Source organism: Arthrobacter sp. Hb9-2 (genome assembly GCF_059091165.1).
Window position 1 is genome coordinate 23,140 of sequence record NZ_JBNHGJ010000003.1, and the last position, 17,783, is coordinate 40,922.

General features: G+C 66.2%; 14 protein-coding genes. 6 read left to right on the forward strand and 8 right to left on the reverse strand.

Going from position 1 to position 17,783, the window contains the following annotated elements:
- The first annotated feature begins 8 nt into the window (after window positions 1-8).
- On the forward strand, window positions 9-1,445 hold the full coding sequence (locus AC5RV1_RS02990) for a DUF58 domain-containing protein (RefSeq protein ID WP_493993490.1): 1,437 nt from the start codon (window positions 9-11) through the stop codon (window positions 1,443-1,445).
- The gene (locus tag AC5RV1_RS02995; protein WP_493993491.1) at window positions 1,442-3,940 is read left to right on the forward strand and encodes a transglutaminase TgpA family protein; all 2,499 of its coding nucleotides are present in this window, start codon (window positions 1,442-1,444) and stop codon (window positions 3,938-3,940) included. Before AC5RV1_RS02990 ends, AC5RV1_RS02995 begins: the two co-directional genes overlap by 4 nt.
- Before the next feature lie 40 nt (window positions 3,941-3,980).
- Here the strand turns inward: AC5RV1_RS02995 and AC5RV1_RS03000 are convergent, their stop codons facing one another.
- A complete protein-coding gene (locus tag AC5RV1_RS03000; RefSeq protein WP_493993492.1) occupies window positions 3,981-5,480 on the reverse strand; it encodes an NAD-dependent succinate-semialdehyde dehydrogenase in 1,500 nt (499 codons plus the stop codon).
- A gap of 186 nt (window positions 5,481-5,666) precedes the next feature.
- Window positions 5,667-6,596 (reverse strand): 16S rRNA (cytidine(1402)-2'-O)-methyltransferase, encoded by a 930-nt coding sequence (gene rsmI / locus AC5RV1_RS03005; protein ID WP_493993493.1) that lies wholly within the window; start codon window positions 6,594-6,596, stop codon window positions 5,667-5,669.
- 46 nt (window positions 6,597-6,642) lie between these two features.
- Here rsmI and AC5RV1_RS03010 point away from each other — a divergent pair, with 46 nt between their 5' ends.
- Both AC5RV1_RS03010 and AC5RV1_RS03015 read left to right on the forward strand, forming a co-directional pair.
- Window positions 6,643-8,370, forward strand: coding sequence for a dolichyl-phosphate-mannose--protein mannosyltransferase (locus AC5RV1_RS03010; protein ID WP_493993494.1), 1,728 nt, complete (start codon window positions 6,643-6,645; stop codon window positions 8,368-8,370).
- A gap of 65 nt (window positions 8,371-8,435) precedes the next feature.
- On the forward strand, window positions 8,436-10,265 hold the full coding sequence (locus tag AC5RV1_RS03015) for an AMP-dependent synthetase/ligase (RefSeq protein WP_493993495.1): 1,830 nt from the start codon (window positions 8,436-8,438) through the stop codon (window positions 10,263-10,265).
- A gap of 16 nt (window positions 10,266-10,281) precedes the next feature.
- Here the strand turns inward: AC5RV1_RS03015 and AC5RV1_RS03020 are convergent, their stop codons facing one another.
- Both AC5RV1_RS03020 and AC5RV1_RS03025 read right to left on the reverse strand, forming a co-directional pair.
- Window positions 10,282-11,517, reverse strand: a complete 1,236-nt coding sequence (locus AC5RV1_RS03020; RefSeq protein WP_493993496.1) for a TIGR01906 family membrane protein — start codon at window positions 11,515-11,517, stop codon at window positions 10,282-10,284.
- Between the two features lie 126 nt (window positions 11,518-11,643).
- Window positions 11,644-12,636, reverse strand: a complete 993-nt coding sequence (locus AC5RV1_RS03025; RefSeq protein WP_493993497.1) for a stage II sporulation protein M — start codon at window positions 12,634-12,636, stop codon at window positions 11,644-11,646.
- A 66-nt stretch (window positions 12,637-12,702) separates the two neighbouring features.
- On the opposite strand from AC5RV1_RS03025, the gene AC5RV1_RS03030 reads away from it, so the two are divergent.
- Window positions 12,703-13,503 (forward strand): RDD family protein, encoded by an 801-nt coding sequence (locus AC5RV1_RS03030; protein ID WP_493993498.1) that lies wholly within the window; start codon window positions 12,703-12,705, stop codon window positions 13,501-13,503.
- A gap of 3 nt (window positions 13,504-13,506) precedes the next feature.
- Here AC5RV1_RS03030 and AC5RV1_RS03035 read toward each other — a convergent pair whose 3' ends face one another.
- From AC5RV1_RS03035 to AC5RV1_RS03050, 4 genes are all read right to left on the reverse strand, one after another.
- A complete protein-coding gene (locus tag AC5RV1_RS03035; RefSeq protein ID WP_493947423.1) occupies window positions 13,507-14,745 on the reverse strand; it encodes a L,D-transpeptidase in 1,239 nt (412 codons plus the stop codon).
- Window positions 14,746-14,808: 63 nt separating this feature from the next.
- The gene (gene ahcY / locus AC5RV1_RS03040; RefSeq protein WP_493993499.1) at window positions 14,809-16,287 is read right to left on the reverse strand and encodes an adenosylhomocysteinase; all 1,479 of its coding nucleotides are present in this window, start codon (window positions 16,285-16,287) and stop codon (window positions 14,809-14,811) included.
- Between the two features lie 101 nt (window positions 16,288-16,388).
- Complete coding sequence (locus AC5RV1_RS03045; protein ID WP_493993500.1) at window positions 16,389-16,625, reverse strand: Trm112 family protein; 237 nt, start codon at window positions 16,623-16,625, stop codon at window positions 16,389-16,391.
- A gap of 77 nt (window positions 16,626-16,702) precedes the next feature.
- Window positions 16,703-17,092, reverse strand: a complete 390-nt coding sequence (locus AC5RV1_RS03050) for a DUF3499 domain-containing protein (RefSeq protein ID WP_256246844.1) — start codon at window positions 17,090-17,092, stop codon at window positions 16,703-16,705.
- A gap of 119 nt (window positions 17,093-17,211) precedes the next feature.
- On the opposite strand from AC5RV1_RS03050, the gene AC5RV1_RS03055 reads away from it, so the two are divergent.
- The gene (locus AC5RV1_RS03055) at window positions 17,212-17,724 is read left to right on the forward strand and encodes a metallopeptidase family protein (RefSeq protein ID WP_493993501.1); all 513 of its coding nucleotides are present in this window, start codon (window positions 17,212-17,214) and stop codon (window positions 17,722-17,724) included.
- The last annotated feature ends 59 nt before the right edge of the window (window positions 17,725-17,783 follow it).

The window sequence follows — 17,783 nt, forward strand, 5'->3', positions numbered from 1 at the left end:
GGTTTCCCATGGCGCTGCTGGACAGACTGCCCCGACACCTCTTCACCCAGCGCGGCTGGGGCATGCTGGCTGCAGGGGCCGCAGCACTTGCCGCTGCCCAAGTGATGGGCCGGAGGGACCTGTTAAGCCTGGCCGTACTGCTGTTCGTGCTTCCGCTGGTCTCCCTCGCGGGGATCCGGCTGGTGAAGCCCCGCTTCCAGGTGTACCGCGAATTCAACCCCTCCCCGGTGGAAACATCCGCCCCCACTACCGTCCGGCTCGCGGTAGCGCGGACCGGGGCAGCCAGTGGCAGGGCCACCATGGAAGAAAGGCTGCCTCCCCGGTTCGGGGAGTCGCCCGCCTTCCGGTTTCCGTCCCGCTCCGCCAACGGCGGCACCAGCAGGTACGAGTACCACCTCCGCTCCGCCCAGCGCGGCCAGTTCCTGATCGGACCCGTGACTGCCGAATTCACCGACCCCTTCGGACTGTCCCTGCACCGGCAGGCAATAGACGACGGCGACACGCTCACCGTCACGCCCGCCGCCGTTGTGCTTCCCCTGACCGGGCTGGCCGGCGCCCGCGGCAACGACGGCGTCACGGCGACCAGGATCCGGGCGAATCCCAGCGACGACGACGTCATGACCCGCGAATACCGGCATGGAGATCCGATGCGCCGGGTGCACTGGGCCGCTACCGCTCGCCACGGTTCCCTGATGGTGCGGCAGGAAGAATCCGTCACCACGCCCGAGGCCACGATCATTCTGGACCACAGGTTTACCGCGTTCTCCGGCGGTTCAGGTGCGGTGCCGGCAGGAAGCGCAGGGCAGGACGGCTACTCCATGATCAGCAGCGAAACCTTCGAGTGGGCCGTAGTTGCCGCCATGTCCATCAGCGCCCACCTTGCCGATCGGAATTACGCCCTGCGCCTCCTGGACGCCCGCGGGGAACCTGCGTTCCTGCATTCGCCCTCCGCTCCCGAACCCGAGGTGGAGGAGTACAGCGGGGCATCCGGGCTCCAGTCCATCGCTGAAAGTCTCGCGGCAATTCAACTCACCGGTCCGCATGCCCGCCGCGATTCCGGACGCAAAGGCATCGTCGGCCCCCGGGAATCGCACGGACACCAGGACTTCGGACCGCCACCCTTTGAGGACAACCTTATGGACAAGTTGTCAGCGCACCGCATGCGGGGACCCGTGATTGCTGTCTTGGGCAGGATCTCACCGCTGGATGCCTTGTCCCTCGCCCCGGCCGCCGGCTACGGCACCAACGCCTTTGCCATCGTTATCACCGAGCGGCCTGCCGAATTCGAGGATGCCCTCGAGAAGTTGCGGCAGGGAGGCTGGCGGGCTGCTGCCGTACCGCCGTCAGTATCCGTGGCAGCTGCCTGGAACCAGTTCGACCAGGACGTCGCCTTGCCGGAAACGCCGGCAACGGAGGTCCGCCGGGGAGCGGAGGTGGCAGGATGACCATAGCGCCACCCCGGAATTCGGGAACGGACCGGCAACCCGTGCTGCCCGCAGGGAACTCAGCAGGACGAACCCGTGTTGGCGCCTACCCCTGGATGATGGCAGGCTCGATTGCCGTGGCAGTGGCTGGCGCCGCCCTTTCCCTGAACGGAGTCCTGAGGGGCTGGGGCTGGTACTGGCCCGTTGCCACCACCGTCCTGGTAGTCTGCCTGACCCTGGCCGCTTTGCGTTCGCTCAGAGCACAGCCCCTGCTGGTGACGGCCGGGGGGTTCCTTGCCCTGGGCGCCGTCCTGACCCTGACGTTCTTCCGAAGCTCCAGCATTGCCGGTGTCTTTCCCACCGTTGCCAGCGTCGCCGAGCTGAACCGGTTGATTCGCCGCGCCAGTGAAACAGTTCTGTCCGAAACAGCGCCCGTCGCCCCCAACGTGGGCATCGTTATGGTGATCTGCGCCGTCCTGGGCCTGGCTGTCATCCTTGTTGACGCGCTTGCCGTGCCGCTGGGCATGCCTGCCGCCACGGGTGCTGGGTTGCTGGCCATCCTCGTGGTACCTGCCATGATCAAGCCGCAGAGCGTCGGCTTTTGGGGATTTACGGCCGCCGTCGCGGGGTACCTGATGATCCTGGCATGCAGCCAGTGGTTTGTTCCGGATTCCCGCGGTCCTGTCGATTCAGCCCGCAATCCGGGCCAGGTCCGGAGGGCTGCCTTGACGGGGTCCGTGGCGCTGGTTGCCACCATGCTGGTGCCGATAGCGATCCCGGGCTTTGACCAGGGCACGTTCCCGCAGGGATCACGACTCAATCCTTGGGGCACCTCCACTGGTCTTAACCCGATGATCACCCTGGGCAACAGCCTGCGCACTCCTGCCGGCACCGGACGGATCACGTATGCCACCAATTCCAGCGCCCCGCTGTACCTGCGGTCTGTCACTGTGGACCATTTCGACGGCGACTCCTGGGGCCCGGATGACCGCAACGCCTCCCGGCGCCCCCTTGGCAGCCAGATCGATCCCGGCTACACCGTCCTTGCCGACGAACAGCAGCCGCTGGTTACGGCTATCGACGCCGGAACCTTCACCAGCCCCTATCTGCCGGCACCGTATCCGCCCGAATCAGTGCGGGGCCTGGATGGCCGGTGGACCTGGGATCCCGCCACCTTGAGCATCAAGGGGACGGATACCACCTCCCGGCGGCAGGAGTACCTCGTCACCTCCTCCGTTCCAAAGCTGACGGCCGGGCTGCTGGCCCGGTCCTCGTCAGGCGTGCAAGGCATCTCCGAGGACTTCACCAGAATTCCGGGCAACGTGCCCGATATCGTTCGGACAACGGCCAGTACGGTGGCAGGTCCCAGTGCCACGCCCTACGAGAAAGCGATGGCCATCCAGAAGTACCTTCGCTCCGCGGAGTTCACCTATTCCCTGCAATCACCGGTGCAGGGCGGATATGACGGGAACGGGCTCTCGGTCCTGGCGGACTTCCTGGACCAGAAGAGCGGCTACTGCATCCATTACGCGTCCGCGATGGCCGTGATGGCCCGGCTCGAAGGGATCCCCAGCCGGATTGCAGTGGGCTACGCCCCGGGCAGGTTGACCGGTGCCACTGTTTCCGTAGCCGGACAGGGTGCACTGCCCGAATACGAGGTGGATGCGAGGGACGCCCATGCCTGGCCGGAACTATACTTCCAGGGACTGGGATGGGTGCCTTTTGAGCCAACGCCGTCCCGTGGGGTTGTGCCTGACTACGCCACGGAGGCATCCGCCCCGTCAGCCCCGGGCGCCCTCGAGAACAATGACGACCTGGCCCCGGATGCCACGCCGGCACCTGCCCCGGCACCCAGCGCCGCTCCCCTGCCCGCCCCGGGCGGAGGCGGGGGCACGGAAGCCGGCATACAGCTCCTGCCGTTGCTTCTGGGCCTGGGCGGCGTCCTGGGGGCAGCGCTTCTCGCCGCAGCGCCGCGCCTGGCCAGGACAGGCATCCGGGCACGGCGGCTCCGACCGGCGGAACCAGGCACGGCCGCGGTGCTGGCCTGGAGCGAAATGGTGGACCTGGGGACGGACTATGGCCTGCCGCCGAAATCCAGTGAAACCCCTCGTGCCTATAGCGCACGCCTGCGGGAATCCGGGCTGCTGGGCGAACCGGGGGGAATCGACGGTCCTGCCCATCGGGCCGCCGCCGCCTTGACCTCAAACTTCGAACGCCGCGAGTACGGCCCCCCGCCGGCAGGGGCGGACATCCCTGCCAGCACCTACCGCACCGATTCGGGGGCAGAAGGCGCTGACCAGGAGGTAACGGGTGCCCGGATCGCGGCACTTGAAACAGCTTTGCGTGCCCATGCCCCCGCCCCGCGGCGGCTGCGCGCCTTGTGGGTGCCGCCGTCGGTGATTGGACGGCTGGGGCGCCTGCTGGCGGCGCCGTTCCGGGCAGCCGGGGCAACCGCGGCCCAGACAGCCAAAGCCGCCGCACGCTTCTGGTCAACGCGGTGGTCTGCGCGTTCCTGATCCTGGCGCGTGCGGCGGCTTAGCCCGGGGGTACCGGGGCTTACCCGGCGTAGGGGTCGGCGATGCCGATGTACTGGGTGTAGAGATATTCCTCAATGCCTTCGAGGCCGCCTTCACGCCCCAGCCCCGACTGCTTGACGCCGCCGAAGGGTGCGGCCGCGTTGGAGATGACACCGGCGTTCAGGCCGAGCATGCCGGTTTCAAGCTTTTCGCCCATTCGGATGCCCCGGTTCAGGTCCTTGGTAAAGACGTAGGCCACGAGACCGTATTCGGTGTTGTTGGCCAGCCGGACGGCGTCGTCTTCGGTGCTGAAGGTGGTGATCGGGGCCACGGGGCCGAAGATTTCCTCGGCCAGGATCCGGGTGCCTTCGGTAACGCCGGAGAGGATGGTGGGCTGGTAGAAGTAGCCCGGGCCCTCCACCGGTCCGCCGCCCAGAACCGCCTTGGCACCGGACGCAACGGCGTCCGAGACCAGTTCGTGGACCTTGTCCCGGCTCTTGGCGTCAATCAGCGGGCCCACCTTGGACTCGGGTTCGGTGCCGCGGGCTGTGGTCATGTCCTTCATCTTCGCAGCGAACTTTTCCGCGAATTCAGCGGCGATGGATTCGTGGACGATGAAGCGGTTGGCCGCGGTGCAGGCCTCGCCCATGTTCCGCAGCTTCGCGAGCATCGCCCCTGCGACGGCGGCGTCCAGGTCAGCGTCCTCGAAGACGACGAACGGGGCGTTGCCGCCGAGCTCCATGGAGGTGCGCAGGACAGTTTCGGAAGCATCCGAGAGCAGGCGGCGGCCCACTTCGGTGGAGCCGGTGAAGGACAGTTTGCGGAGCCGGGAGTCCTTGATCAGTGGGCCCGTGGTGGCGCCGGCGGTCGAGGTGGGGATAACGTTCAGGACTCCAGCGGGCAGGCCCGCCTCCATCATGACGGCGGCGAACAGCTGGGAGGTCAGAGGGGTGAGGTTCGCAGACTTCAGCACCATGGTGCAGCCTGCGGCAACGGCAGGGGCGATCTTGCGCGTGGCCATGGCCAGCGGGAAGTTCCACGGCGTGATCAGCAGGCACGGGCCCACCGGCTTCTTCGTGACCAGCAGCCGGGACTTACCGTCCGGGGACACAGAATAGCGGCCGAAGGCGCGGACGGCTTCCTCCGAGAACCAGCGCAGGAATTCGGCGCCGTAGGTGACTTCGCCCCGGGCTTCCGCCAGCGGCTTGCCCATCTCCATGGTCATCAGCAGCGCGAAGTCCTCGGCCCGCTCCGTCACGAGCTCAAAGGCGCGGCGCAGGATTTCGCCGCGCTCACGCGGGGGAACCTTCGCCCAGGACTCCTGCGCAGCCGCGGCAGCGTCCAGGGCCGCGGCACCGTCCTCGGGACCGGCGTCGGCAACGCTCAACAGCACCTTGCCCGTGGCCGGGTCCTCGACGTCGAAGGTCTTGCCTGAAGCGGCAGCCCGCCACTCACCATTGATAAGCAGGCCGGTGGGAACAGAGGCCAGAAGGGCGCTTTCGCGTTCTGCGGAAACGGCCGGCTGTGCAGTGACAGTCACGATGACTCCCTTGTCAGTAGGGTTGTTTTGCAGCCCCGGGCGGCGGCCGGAGTAGCCGCCGTCGTCATGGCTGATTAGTTGCCAGACTACTGCTGTGCCACCTGCGGGTCTACGCCTTCACGCACTACGGAAAGATGGAAGGGCTGTGCACCTGCACAGCCCTTCCCCTGCCGCTGACGGCCCGCCTTAGCGGGCGGCGAGAACGGCGGAGTAGAGCTCGCGCTTGCTCACCCGGACGTCTTCCGCCACGGCCGCAACAGCCTCTTTAAGGCGGATCCCCTGGGACATCAGTTCGTTGACCGCGGCGACGTGGTCCTCCGCAGTCCCCGGAGCCTGCTCAGGCGCGCCCGCCAGGACAACGGCGATTTCACCGCGGACCTCAGTGCTCTCCGCCCATTGCAAAAGCTCCCCGAGCGAACCCCGGATCACTTCTTCGTAGGTTTTGGTCAATTCCCGGCACACCGCGACGCGTCGCTCTGGGCCGAAGCGTTCACGCAGCGCCCGCAGCATCACCTCGAGCCGGTGCGGCGCTTCGAAGAACACCATGGTCCGGCGCTCCCCCGCAAGGTCAGCAAGCCGGGACGCCCTTTCGCCTGCCTTCCGGGGCAGGAATCCCTCGAAGCAGAAACGGTCGGTGGGTAGGCCGGACAACGCCAGGGCCGTCAGGACAGCCGAGGGGCCGGGCACCGCAGTGACGGTAAGCCCGCCTGCGACTGCCCCTTCCACCAGCCGGAACCCGGGATCGGACACCGAGGGCATCCCTGCGTCGGTGACCATCACCAGGGTCTTGCCTGCCCTGACCTGTTCAAGAAGCTCAGCTGTCTTCGCTGCCTCGTTGTGCTCGTGATAGCTGATCACCCGCCCGGCGACAGTGACGCCCAGGCTTTGCACCAGCCGGTGCAGGCGGCGGGTGTCCTCAGCGGCAACGATGTCCGCTGTACCCAGCAGCTCTACCAGGCGGGCCGACGCATCACCCGTGTTACCGATCGGGGTGGCTGCCAGCACGATCCGACCTCCGGGAGGCGCTGGTACCGAAACCCGTGTCGGCTGTCCTTCGGCTTCCTCCTCGGGGGTGGCAGTGCCGGAATCGGGAAAGGGGCTGGGGTTAGGGTCCACGCCACCAGCCTACTGCTGCGGGGCGCGGCCAGCCGCAAACGGTAGCATGGGGCTCGTGACGCAGACCTCGACGCGGCCGGCCGGGGCCGAACACGCCACATCCCCGGGCTCCCCCAGTTCACCTACCGGAACTGTTGCCCGGCCCGGGAACCCGACGGCCCGTCCGTGGGTTAGCCGGCCCGCAGAGGCCTTCACGGCGGAGTCCCTGCGCGCGCGGCTGCTGGGGTCCGTCCACAGCTGGCGGGCCTACCCGCCGTCGCTGCGGCTGTGGTTCCTAGTGGTTCCCCTCCTGACTGCGGCAACCGGCGGCGTCCTGCGGTTTGTCCGGCTGGACGCGCCACACAAGCTGGTCTTTGACGAAACGTATTACGTCAAGGATGCCTACTCGTACCTGATCAGCGGTTATGAGCGCAGCTGGCCGGACAAAGCCAATGATTCCTTTAACGCAGGAAACCCCGCCCTGCTCCTGGATTCTCCTGAGTACGTTGTCCACCCCCCGGTGGGAAAGTGGATGATCGCCGCCGGCATGTGGCTCTTCGGTGCAGACAACTCCTTCGGTTGGCGCTTCGCCGCGGCCCTGACCGGAACCTTGTCCATCCTGCTCCTATCCCTGATAGCGCTCAAACTCTTCCGTTCACTTCCGCTGGCGGCTGCCGCGGGACTCCTCCTGGCCGTGGACGGCCATCACCTGGTGATGTCGCGGACATCGCTGCTGGATATCTTCCTGATGTTCTGGATCCTCGCAGCGTTCGGCGCCTTGCTGATGGACCGGGACGACGGCCGACGCCGGCTGGCCGCACGGCTGGCCAACGCTGCCGCAGCCAACGGGGGACTTCCCACGCCCGCGCAGCTGCTGTCCGGACCATGGCTGGGCATCCGCTGGTGGCGGGTCGCAGCCGGAATCTTCCTGGGGCTCGCCGTCGGGACCAAATGGTCAGGTTTATTCTTCCTGGCCGGCTTCGGCATCCTCACCGTCCTGTGGGACCTTAGCGCTCGTCGGGTGGCGGGGATCCGCGGCTGGATCAGCGGCGGCGTGATCAAGGACGGCATCCCGGCGTTCCTGAGCATGGTCCCGGTTGCCGTGCTGGTTTACACCGCCACCTGGACGGGCTGGTTCCGCTCAGAGGACGCCTACTTCCGCCGCTGGGCGCAGAGCAATCCGTCCGCTGAGTGGGGCTGGCTGCCGGATTCGATCCGGTCCCTGGCGCACTACCACCTGGAAGCGTACAAGTTCCACCAGGGCCTGGGGTCCGAGCACCCCTATGAGGCGAGCGCCTGGAGTTGGCTGCTGATGGGCAGGCCCACGTCGTTCTTCTATGAATCACCTGAACGCGGCACACCGGGCTGCGACGTAGACAAGTGCACATCCGCCATCCTGTCCGTCGGAAATCCCCTCATCTGGTGGGCGGCAGCCATATCGCTGGTAGTGCTCTTGTTCTGGTGGGCGGGACGCCGCGACTGGCGGGCAGGAGCTGTGCTGGCCGGTGTCGCCGCCGGGTACCTGCCCTGGTTCCTGTACCCGGAGCGCACCATGTTCTACTTCTACGCCGTGTCCTTCGAACCGTTCCTGGTGCTGGCCCTTGTATATTGCCTGGGCCTGGTCCTGGGGAGGACGTCGGACCCGCCCTGGCGCCGCCGGTCCGGGCTGTACCTGGTGGCCTTGTTCGTAGCGGCTGCAGTGCTGCTGGCAGCCTTCTTCTATCCCGTCTGGGCCGCCGAAGTCATCCCGTACCAGGAGTGGCGGCTGCGCATGTGGATGCCTTCCTGGATCTAGGGCAGGATGGCAGGAGACCCCCGATGGAGCCGCTGCCGCGGCATGGCAGCGGAACGGAGACCCCAGTGAGGGAAGCAAGCACCGAACTGCTGGTTGAGCTTGATGCCGCCAGTAACGTCACGGATCTGCTGCTGGAGCAACAGGCCGCCAATCCGGCCCATGCCCTCTACCGGCGCAAGGGGCCAAACGGCTGGACGGACGTAACGGCGCAGAAATTCCTGCAGGATGTCAGTGGCCTTGCCAAGGGCCTGATCGCCGGCGGACTCGAGCCGGGCGACCCGGTTGCCGTTATGTCCGCAACTTCCTACGAATGGACGCTGGTTGATTTCGCCATCTGGTTTGCCGGCGGCGTGACCGTTCCCATTTATGAAACGTCCTCGCCCAGCCAGGTGGAGTGGATCCTCCACGACGCCGGAGTGCGGCGTGTATTCGCCGAGGACCGTGCCAAGGTGAGGCTTGTGACGGACGTCCTTGCCGGTTCCGCGCTGCTCCGGGACCGCCTCGTCAACGTGGTCCGGATGGATTTCGACGGCGAAGCCCCCGATCTCACGAGCCTGGCCGCGGCCGGAACGGGTGTCACCGATGCCGAGCTGGAACGGCACCGGAGCCGGGCAGGGCTGGATGACGTGGCGTCCCTGGTTTATACCTCCGGCACCACCGGCAACCCCAAAGGCTGCGAAATCACCCACGGCAACTTCGCTCTGGTGGCAAAGAACATCGTCGCGTTCCTCCCGGAACTCCTGCTCCAGGACCAGGCGCGCACCCTGATGTTCCTGCCGCTCGCCCACGTCCTGGCCCGGGCGGTCCAGGTGGTCTGCCTCACCGCCGGCGCCACCCTGGGACACACACCAGGGGCCGCCCAGCTCCTGGAGGACCTGGCCACTTTCCGGCCCACGTTCCTGCTGGTGGTTCCGCGGATTTTCGAGAAGGTCCGCGCCACCGCAGCGCACAAGGCAGCAGTGGCGGGCAGGGCGCGGCTTTTCAACGCCGCGTCGGCAACAGCCATTGAGTACTCGCAGGAGGAAGACAAGCGCAGCCGGGGCAAGGGCAGCGGTCCCGGACTGCTCTGCCGGATCCGCCACGGAATCTTCGACAGACTGCTGTATCCCCGGCTTCGCCATGCCTTCGGCGGCCACGTGGGGTACACCGTGTCAGGCGCCAGTGCCCTTGCGCCGGAAGACGCCCACTTCTTCCGTGGAGCCGGGATTCCTGTCCTCGAAGGGTACGGCCTGACTGAGACCACCGCACCGTGCACTGCCAATACTCCCGCACTCACGCGGGTGGGATCGGTGGGCATCCCCGTCCCCGGCACCACTGTCCGGGTAGCCGACGACGGCGAGATCCTGGTCAAGGGCATCGGCGTCTTCCGGGGTTACCACGCCAACCAGGCGGCGAACGCCGAGGCCTTCGTGGACGGCTTCTTCCGCACCGGCGACCTCGGGGAGCTTGACCCCCAGGGCTTCCTGACCATCACAGGGCGGAAGAAGGACCTGCTGGTCACCGCCGGCGGCAAGAACATAGCGCCCGGGCCATTGGAGGAAAGGATCCGCGCTCATCAGTTGGTGGCTCACGCCGTGGTGGTGGGCGACGGAAAGCCTTTTGTCTCGGCGCTCGTAAGCCTGGACCCGGAAGGCCTGGACAACTGGCGTTCCGAGCGGGGACTGCCCGCCCTTGTCATGCGGGACGCCGTCAAGGACCCGGAGGTGGCGGCAGCAATACAGGAGGCGGTGGATCAGGCGAACCAGTTGGTGTCCACGGCAGAGTCGATCCGCAAGTTCACCGTGCTGGATGCCCGGTTCACCGTGGAGTCAGGTCACCTGACGCCATCCCTCAAGCTGAAGCGTTCCGCCGTCGTGCATGACTACGAAGCTGAGATCGCCAAACTTTACGCCTGACCGGCTGGCTGTACGGCTACATCTGATCGGCTGGTTGTTCTGCGGCCGGTTCATCCTTGGCGAGGCCGCGGCGCCGGCGTGTTGGCCACGTGAGGATCAACGTGACGAGTGCAGTCAACAGCACCAGGCCTGCGATCACGATTCCGGCGTCGATCCAGAACTGGCCGGGGAACAGCCGGATTAGGGTGTCGTCCAGGCTGAACGTCCATGATCCGTCAGCGAAGAAGATCCGGTGGAACTCGGTAAAGAACTGCTGCCAGCCCAGCACTGCCAGGGAGCCGAGGCCCAGGATCAGGACGAGTGTGATGATGGAGCCGGCGAACAGGCCCCTGCGGACCCCCCCGGTGCTTCGCTTGCGCAGGTAGAGGACAGCAATGAGGCTCACCAGGATCAGCAGCACGCCGGCACCAAAGGTGGAGAGGATCACCAGCTTGACGTCCGCCATGTGGCTGACTTCGCCATCCTTGAACAGCTTGTCGCCGCCGCGGTGCACCAGGTCCCCCAGGTAGCGTGGGCCGGCCCAGTTGCTGAGGTAATCAACCGCGTAGGAGCCGTAGGTCATCCTGTCGTCGGTGCTGAATCCGTAGCCGTCACCGGGAAATCCCGGACGGTTGTACTCCACCCACAGGAACAGCGGGCTGGCCACGGCACGGACAGCAAGGATGAGCAGGATCAGTGGGAAGAAGAGGGCAAGCAGGACCTGCATCACCCGCGGGGCCACGGGTTTGGCGTTGGCGGCACTCTCGCGCTGGGCGTTGCGGCGCTCCACCTCCTCCTCCGGCGGACGGACCTGCAGCGCGGAGGTGGGCAGCCGTTCCTTGAACACCGGGGAGCCGTGGTGCCCGGACGCGGGTCCTGAATCCTCGACGGCGGACTCTGCGGCTTTTCGGTCGGCCCGGCTCTCCGGCTGGATGGCTTGGCGCGGCTCCGGGTCCGGGGCGGCCATGGCAGCGGCCGCCGGCGCCGTGGAAGAGCCTCCGGCGCTGGCCGCGGCTGGGCCGCCGTATGCCGCGGAGGAACCGACGCCGGCAGTCCCGGCGTGCACCGGCGTCGTGCCTTGGGTGTCACCGGACGGGTCCTCCGGGGCTTCCGCGTCTAAATCACTGGAGCGGTCCGCGGCAGAACTCCCGGTGCCTGAGCCGGCGGGGGTCAACCACGAAAACGCCGGCTCGTCAGAATCACCTGAGGTGTCCAGAACCGGTTCCGGCTGCGGCTCGGCGCGCCTGGCGCGGGCAGGAGTTTCGTCTTTCACAGCAGCGTCACTTCCGTTGGGTTTCCGCGCCAGGTTCTTGATCCACCGGCGCGCTTCATCTGTTGACGAGCCTACCGTCCGGCCTTCCGGCTGGGCGAGGAACCACCCCGCACCGATTACAACGATTCAGGCAGCGATTTCCGAATAGCCTGCGTCTTCCCGGCGGAGGTCGCCGCGCTCCCCTGCCAGGTAGGCATGCCGTCCGCAGGTGAGGACGTACAGCCAGTAGGCTGCCAGCACCGCGGCCCCGATGCCGATCTTCGCCCAGACCGGCATCGCGCTGGGTGTGACGAACCCTTCCACCAGGCCTGAGACGAACAGCACCAGGACAAGTCCCAGGGCTACGGTGATCAGGGACCTGCCCTCCTCGGCAACCGCCCGGCCGCGTGTGCGTTGGCCCGGCGAGACCATCGCCCAGAAGATCCGGAGGCCGGCGGCGCAGGCGATAAACACCGCAGTCAGTTCCATCAGGCCATGCGGCAGGATGTAGCTGTAGAAAACATCCGACTTCCCCGCGGCCGCGAAGATGCCGGCGGCTATCCCCACTCCTTGGGCGTTGCTGAACAGGATCATCGGCACCCACACTCCGGTGATCCCCAGGGCCACAGCCTGCGCACTGATCCAGGCGTTGTTGGTCCAGACCGCGCCGGCGAAGGACGCGGCAGGATTCGCTGAGTAATAGTTGATGAACTCTTCCTCGACATACTGGCGGGCCGCCGCTTCGGACGCCACCGCCCGCAGCGCTTCCGGCGAGGTGCTGATCCAGAGTGCGTAGGCCGCGCCGACCAGGACAAAGGCTGCCCCGCATGCCAGGGTGAGCCAGGTGAGCCGGTAGAAGGCAGCGGGAAGGGCCACCACAAAAAACCGCGCCAGGTCCTCCATTACGTTGGACCGCGCACCGGTGAAGCGTGTTCGGGCCTGTGCAAGCGTGGCGGACAGCGAGGCGGACAGGCCGCTTTCCGGGGCCAGCGAGCGGATGAGGGAGAGGTGGGCGGAGGTGGACTGGTACAGCGTCAGCAGTTCATCTGCTTCCGGGCCGCTGAGCCTGCCCTTGAAGGCAAGTTCATGCAGCCGCGACCATCTGTCCGCGTTGACGGCGGAGAACGCGTCCATATCCACGGCACCAGCCTAGCGGCCCCGCACTAGACTATGAGCGTCCCGTAAGCCGCGAGGAACAGGAACAGCGTGAGTTCGATCGTCACCGGTGAGGCCGTTGTCCTGGAGTTGCGTCCGGCATCGTTTGCGGCCCGCGCGCTGGGCCTGCTCCTGGACATGGCCTTGAGCATCATTCTGCTGGTGGTCATCCTGATCGGAGTAGCGGCCGCGGGCGAGGACCTGGACGAGGCGGCACTGCGGGCCTTGGTGCTTGCCAGTGTTGTCTTCTGCCTGGTCATCGTTCCGGTGGCGGTGGAAACCCTGACCCGCGGGCTTTCGCTGGGCAAGCTCGCAGCAGGCCTGCGGGTGGTGCGGGAGGACGGCGGCGCCATCCGGTTCCGGCACGCCCTCATCCGCGGCCTGACGGGGTTCCTCGAGATCTACCTGACCTTTGGCGGGCTTGCCATTGCCGTGGCCCTGTTCAATGACAGGTCGCGCCGGCTGGGCGACCTGATGGCCGGGACCTACGCCATCCGCAACCGTGTACCGGTTGAAGAGGCAACGCAGGTGCTGGTTCCGCTCAGACTGCGGTCCTGGGCCGGCGCTGCGGATATCGGACGGATTCCGGATGCGACGGCCCGCCGGGCATCCCAGTTCATCCGCCAGGCCGGCCGGATGGCGCCCCTGTCCAGGGCGGGCATGGCCGAGTCAATCGCCACCGAGCTCGCCGCCCATGTTGCCCCGCCCCCGCCGCCCGGGACCAGTCCCGGCGACTACCTTGCCGCCGTCGTGGCGGAGCGGCGGAGCAGGGAGCTTGCCAGGTTGTCGCAGGCACGACGGCGGAGCGCCGAGACGGGTGAGCGGCTGCACCGTCTGCCTTTCGGCAGCTAAGCGCTAGTTGTCGTATTCGCTCCACGGGATGTTCCAGTCGCCAAACCCATCATCGTGGGCCGCATAGTCGCCCTCGGTGTTGACGATCTGGACAACGTCGCCGGTTCCCATGTTGTCAAAGACCCAGGCGGCGCCGTCGGGAGCGAATCCGATGCAGCCATGTGAGACGTTGGCGTTGCCGATAAAGGGGTAGGCGGATTCCAGGGCCTGGTGGATGTAGGCTCCGCTGAGGGTGAGGCGGATGGTGTATTCCACGTCAACGTCGCCGTAGTAGGCCGGATCATCGGGTTTCAGCCCGATGCTCGAGGCCCGGAAGTGGTCGTAGCGCTTCTTTTCCATCAGTACGCCGTAGCCGCGGGCGGACGGGAACCGCTTGTCCCCCATGCTCACCGGCAGCGTCTTGACTACCTGATCGTTGACGCTCAGTGTGAAGGTGTGGGCGGCCGCGTCCGCCACCGCCACCTTCTTGTCGCCGATGGAAACGTTCACCTTTTTGTTGAAGTTGGCAATCTGGCCGTTGCCCAGGTCCACGCCGAACAGCTGCATGTCCATGGTAATGGTGGAGTTCGCCGCCCAGAAGTTCTCCGCCCGGTACCGGACCATGGTGTCACTGTGCCAATGGAAGGCGCCCACCTGGCCGGCGCTGCTGGTGATGCTGATGGCCTTCTCCACGGCATCGCGGTTGACCACAGGTTCACTGAAGATGACCTGCAGCGGCTGCCCGACGCCCACCTTCATGCCGTCCAACGGGTAGATGGCCGCGTCCGCCTCATGGGAACTGGACACGGTGCTGAAGGACTGCGTGGTGCTGGTTTCGCGTCCGGCGCCGTCTTTCACCACGTATGTGTAGCTGTAGTCCGTGTTGAACTTCAGGGGGCCGGATGCCGTCCAGCCTGTCCCCGCGGCGTCGATGCTGCCCTCCACCGTTTCGCCTGCGGTGCTGGTGAGCGTCACGCGTTCAATGGTGCCGTTGGCCACCTTCAAGGACACCGGGGCGGCCGGGTTCACCTGCTTGGAACCGTTGGCGGGCGCGGCGTCGAGCTTCACGGGCGCAATGACCGGCGAGGCGATGCCGGGCGATGTCCGGACGGCGGTCCCTGCCTCGGATTCGATGGCTCCGCGGGCGATTCCCGGCGCCACTGCAGCGAAGACGCCGCCCACGGCGGCGAGGAGGCAGACAGCGATCACCACAAGAATCTTTTTGACTCTACCCGGACGGCGGGGTTGGACTTCAGGCTCCATATTTTGATCCTAGGCGCAGAAAGTAACAGCCCGGGTGCTCCCGGCACCCGGGCACTTTACTTCTTAGTAACGATAGTGCTCGGGCTTGTACGGGCCGGCGACGTCCAGATCCAGGTACTCAGCCTGGTCCTTGGTCAGCTCGGTCAACTCCACACCAAGGGCGTCCAGGTGCAGGCGGGCCACCTTTTCGTCCAGGACCTTCGGCAGGACGTAGACCTGGTTTTCGTACTCGCGCTCTCCCTCGGGCTGGTCCTTCTTGGTCCACAGCTCGATTTGGGCGATGGTCTGGTTGGCGAACGAGTTGCTCATCACGAAAGACGGGTGCCCTGTGGCGTTGCCCAAATTCAGCAGGCGGCCTTCGGAGAGGACAATGATCGACCGCTCGGCGTCAGTCCCCGCTTCGAAAACCCATTCGTGGACCTGCGGCTTGATTTCCACCTTCTTGATGCCGGGGATCCTGGCCAGTCCGGCCATGTCGATCTCGTTGTCGAAGTGGCCGATGTTGCCCACAATCGCCTTGTTCTTCATGCCCGCCATGTGCTCGGCCATGATGACATCCTTGTTGCCGGTGGTGGTGATGAAGATATCGCCTGTGGCAAGGACGGATTCAAGCTTGGCCACCTGATAGCCGTCCATCGCAGCCTGCAATGCGCAGATGGGGTCGATCTCGGTGACGATGACGCGGGAACCCTGGCCGCGCAGTGCCTCCGCTGCGCCCTTGCCGACGTCGCCATAGCCGCAGACGACGGCGACCTTGCCGCCCATGAGCACGTCCGTTGCACGGTTGATGCCATCCGGCAGTGAGTGCCGGATTCCGTACTTGTTGTCGAACTTGCTCTTGGTGACGGAGTCGTTGACGTTGATGGCGGGGAAGAGCAGCTTGCCCTGTTCAGCCAACTGGTACAGCCGGTGGACACCGGTGGTGGTTTCTTCGCTGACGCCCTTGATGGTGGCGGCCGTGCGGGTCCACTTGTGGGGGTCCGCTGCGAGTGAGCGGCGAAGCACGTCAAGGAAGATGCCGTACTCTTCGGAATCCGTGGGTCCGGCGGAGGGCACGTTGCCCACTGCCTCGAATTCCGCGCCCTTGTGCACCAGCATGGTGGCGTCTCCGCCGTCGTCCAGGATCATGTTGGGGCCAAGTTCCGGGTTGGTCTCCGCGCCCGGCCAGGTGAGGATCTGCTCGGCAGTCCACCAGTACTCTTCCAGAGTTTCACCCTTCCAAGCGAACACGGGCACGCCCTGGGGGTCTTCCACCGTGCCCTTTCCGACCACTACAGCGGCGGCGGCCTCATCCTGCGTGGAGAAGATGTTGCAGGATGCCCAGCGGACCTCGGCACCCAGTGCCGTGAGGGTTTCAATCAGCACCGCGGTCTGCACCGTCATATGCAGGGATCCTGCGATCCGCGCACCCTTAAGCGGCTGGGTGGGTCCGAACTCCTTGCGGAGGGACATCAGGCCGGGCATTTCGTGCTCTGCGAGGCGGATCTGGTGCCTGCCGGCCTCGGCCAGCGAGATATCGGCAACCTTGTAATCAAAAGCCATGGGTCAATCCTTTACTCTGCCCGGCGGTGGCCGGGTGCTGCTTGCGGCGCCCGGTCCGGGAGCCGCGGCGTGGGTGCCTGTGGTGTGGTGCAGTGGGAGGGCTAAACGGCCTGGGGTGCGCCGGCGACTGGGTCGTGCTGGTCTGATCCAGCCGCAGTCGCTGCTGCCAGCAGTTCGGGCGGAAGAAGGAGGGGGATGCCGTCCTCGATGGCGTAGCGGAGCTTCACTCCGGATTCGTCCGCAACGGCTGCAACAAGTTCCTCGCCGTCCTGGATCAGGGACGCCCCTGTCACGGGGCAACGCAGGATGGACAGGAGTTCTGAACTGATCTTTGGCATTACTCATGCTCCCTGGCGGGCGCGCTGGCGCCGGTAGCGGACGGAATTGCAGCTTCCAGCCTACCGCCAGATGCCCGTCAGGACGGTTCCCGCAGCACGCGGAGGTGGCCCCTGCGGGTACCTTCCGCTCCGGCCGGTGCTTCCAGTGCCGAATGTGGGCCGCGTTTGCCGGACGTTGGCTGCGTCTGGGCAGGCAGCGCGGCGGCATCGCGGACCGCATTGGCCAGGGCCAGGAGGTCATCCGGTCCCGGTTGCTGCGGAGTGGAGGGCATGGCCAGGCGCAGAACCTCCCAGCCCCGCGGGACCGTGAGGGAATCAGCGTGCTGCTCGCACAGATCGTAACAATGGGGCTCGGCGTAGGTGGCCAGCGGTCCAAGGACCGCAGTGGAATCCGCGTAGACGTACGTCAGGGTAGCTACCGCTGACTGGCGGCACGCAGATCTTGAACACTGACGGATAGCTCCCACGACATCACAGACTACTCCGTGCAGGCTGCAAAACCCTGCATTGTTGCCACGGGTCGACGCGCCTTCACGGGGGCGGGCCATGTGTCGCGTAAATCCTCCCCCGGGTTTACAGTCAATGTATGCAGTCATCGAACCATGAATCAGGCTTTACGGTCCGGTTGGCTGAGCCGGATACCCGCACGGACCAGCGCACGGCGTCCTCAGGCAAAAGCTTTATGATGCGCCGCCGAAACCGCCACGGGCGGGGTCTTCGGGGCGAAGTGGTGCTCCCCACCCATCCTGGTTACCGCACACGGGCGGACCGCTTTGATGACATGGTGCTGGACTCCGCGCAACGGCTGCACGACATCTGGGGCAAGACCCTCGATGGCGTCCGCTTTGGCGTCGATGAAATCCCGCCGGACCTGGAGCAGTTGGCGGCCAATGCAGCCACTCCCCCCATGGGTTCCTACACCCCTGCCACCGGCGAGGACGGGCCGATGATCACCGTCTACCGGCGCGTGGTGGAGCAGGCGTGCGGGAGCGTCGAGGAACTCCAGGACCTGGTCCATGACGTGGTGGTGGAGCACACGGCTGAGATGCTGGGTGTTGCCCCGGAAACCCTCGACCCGGTGTACCGGCGCAGGTACTGACCCCGGCATCAGCAGCTCCTTGCCCCGCTGCATCAACAGGGTCCTGTACCGGAACTGCA